2 protein-coding genes are annotated in these 2,697 nt (G+C 74.3%); both read left to right on the top strand.

Annotation, left to right across the window (positions count from 1 at the left end):
* The first annotated feature begins 27 nt into the window (after nucleotides 1–27).
* Nucleotides 28–1,791: a serine/threonine-protein kinase gene (locus VOI19_RS17750; protein ID WP_323794274.1), complete on the top strand. Its 1,764-nt coding sequence runs from the start codon at nucleotides 28–30 to the stop codon at nucleotides 1,789–1,791.
* Nucleotides 1,788–2,697 (top strand): hypothetical protein (locus VOI19_RS17745; RefSeq protein ID WP_323794273.1); only part of this gene is annotated, 910 nt, incomplete at its 3' end. The genes VOI19_RS17750 and VOI19_RS17745, both read left to right, overlap by 4 nt.

Genomic DNA, 2,697 nt, shown 5'->3' with positions numbered 1-2,697 from the left:
ACCCCAGAGGTCGGGTAGAACGTGCGGATGACCTCCACCCCCGGCGACCAGTCCGGCGGCCAGCCCGGCGGCCGGCCCGCCGTCGGGCCCGCCGTCGGGCCCGCCGTGGGGGACCGCCTCGGGCGGTTCCGGCTGCTCGGCCGGCTCGGTGCCGGGGCGATGGGGGTGGTCTACGACGCCCTCGAGGAGAACCTCGACCGACGCGTCGCGCTCAAGGTCATCGCCCCGGTCCTCGCCGACGACCCCGAGTTCCGTGAGCGCTTCGCACGAGAGGCCCGTGCCCTGGCCTCCCTCGACTCCCCGCACGTCGTGCAGGTCTACGCCCACGGCGAGGAGGACGGCTACCTCTACCTCGCCACGCAGCTCATCCCGGACGGCGACCTCGGGCGGATGCTGCGTCAGTGGGGACCTGCCCCGCTCGGCCAGGGTGCTGCGCTGATCGCGCAGGTCGCCGAGGGGCTCGCCGACGCGCACGCCGCCGGTCTCGCGCACCGCGACATCAAGCCGGCCAACGTGCTCGTGCGCCGTCGCGGCTCGGGCCCGAGCGCCGCCCTGACCGCCTACCTGGGCGACTTCGGGATCGCGCGGCGCTTCGACGCCGAGGAGACACGCCTGCAGGGCGCCCCTCCGCAGGCTTGTCCGCCGGCGCCGGGGACGCCGTCGTACATGGCCCCCGAGCTGCACCGGGGCGCCTCGGCGGGTGTGACGAGTGACCTCTACTCCGTGGGCTGCCTGCTGTGGGTGACGCTCACCGGGTCAACGCCCTATCCCGGGACGAGCGAGGCGGCGATCATCGAGGCGCACCTCGGTGCCCCGGTGCCGCAGCTGGACGGGTCGGGCGACGTCGTCGACGCGCTCAACGAGGTCCTGCGCCGGGCGCTGACCAAGGCGCCGGCCGAGCGCTACCAGCGCGCGAGCGACCTCGCTGCCGACCTGCGACACGTCGCGACCCTGGTCGACGACCCGGCCTTCCACTCGCGGGCCGACTCCCTCATCGGCACCCTGGGCCATGACGTGCCACGTGCGCCCGGACGGGGACGCCGTGCGCTCGCAGCCGCCCTGGCGCTCGTGCTGCTCGCGGGGTCGGGTGCCGCCGTCCTCGCCTGGGGCACCTTCGGTGACGACGACGACCCGGCCGGCGCGACGGCCCTCGGTCGGCACGACCCTCGCGAGATCCTCACCGCTGCCGCCGAGGAGATGCGGGCGCTCGACACGGTGCGCGTCTCCGGCGACGTCCGGGCAGGCGACGAGCTGCTCGGGGTCGACCTCAGCCTTGCTGTCGGCGATGGCGTGGGCGGCGACTGCGACGGCTCGATCTCGATCGGCGAGGGCTCCGCACGGCTGCGACGGGTCTCCGGCGACACGTGGTTCCGGGCCGACGAGCAGTTCTGGATCGCCTCGACCGACGCCGTCCAGGGTCCGTTGATCGCCGGGGCCGTCGAGGACCGCTGGGTGCTGGTGCCGCCGGACGACGGCTCGTCGTTCGGGCTGGTGTGTGACCTCGACGAGCTGCTCGCCGGCCTCACCGGGCCCGCCGCGACCGCCGGGGTCGAGGGGAGCCAGGTGGTCGGATCGGCCACCGCAGCCGGCCGCGAGGTGGTCCGCGTCGCCGCCGGCGCGCCAGGCGTGCCGGTCACGATCGCGTCGGTGGCCGTCGACGGCCCCCACCACGTGCTCGCGATCGACGCTGGGCGCGACGGGTCGTTCGAGTTCTCCGAGTTCGACCGAGCGCTCGTGGTGCGGGCACCGGTGCCGAGCAAGGTCTTCGACCTGCGAAACTTCGGCAGGTGAAGCCTCCGGAGTCCCTGCTGCCGCGCCGCCCACGGTGGCGCGGAGTCGGCGCGCTCGGTCTCGCCGCAGCACTCCTGTCCGCGACGACCGCCTGCCTGCCCGACCAGATCGACGGACGTCAGGAAGGCAGCGACGCTCGGCCGATCGTCGACCTGTCGTGGTGGGAGGAGACGACGGCCGCGGACGCGGTCGACGCGGCGCTGGTCGCGATGGCCGAGATCGGCTCGGTGCGGCTGACCCAGGATGCCGAGAGCCCTCTCCCCGGCGAGGTCGCTGACGGTGACGGCTCGGTCAGGGTCGTGAGCAAGGACCTCCTGATCGCTGCCGGGGACGGCCTCGGCGACGCAGCGGCGGGGGACTGCACCGGCACCCTCCAGCTGCCCGGCTGGAGCGCACCTGCCGAGCTGGTCGTGCAGGCCGGACTGGGAGCCTTCCGCGGCGACGCCGACTTCTGGGTCGGCTTCGGCGACAACTACCCCAAGGTTCCCGACGCGGGTGAGCAGCTGGCCGAGCAGTACGCCGACGCCTGGACGACGACCCCCGGGCTCGCCTCGCTCTGCGAGCTCAGCGACTTCCTCGGACCGGTGAGCACCATGGTGGGTGACGACGACGTCGTCAAGGCCGGGCTCGGCGACGTCGCCGGGGTGACGGCCGGGCGTCTGGTCGCCACCGGCAAGAAGCGCACGGTCACCCCGTGGGTGCAGGTCGCCGAGCCGCACCTCGTGCTGCGGGTCGCGATCGAGCAGCGCAGCAGTGTCGGCGAGTCCGCCGAGCGCACGGTCACGACGTTCAGCGAGTTCGACTCCACGGTCGGGGTCGACTTCCCGAGGACGGGGTCGATCCTCGCGTTCGAGGCGCCCAGCGACGCGCCCGGGTCGGAGCCCTCGCCGACGCCCTCACCCGCGC

Source organism: Nocardioides sp., from assembly GCF_034670285.1.
Taxonomy (GTDB): Bacteria; Actinomycetota; Actinomycetes; order Propionibacteriales; family Nocardioidaceae; genus Nocardioides.
Note: the sequence above shows the minus strand (reverse complement) of the source record. Positions and strands in the feature narration are given on the sequence as shown.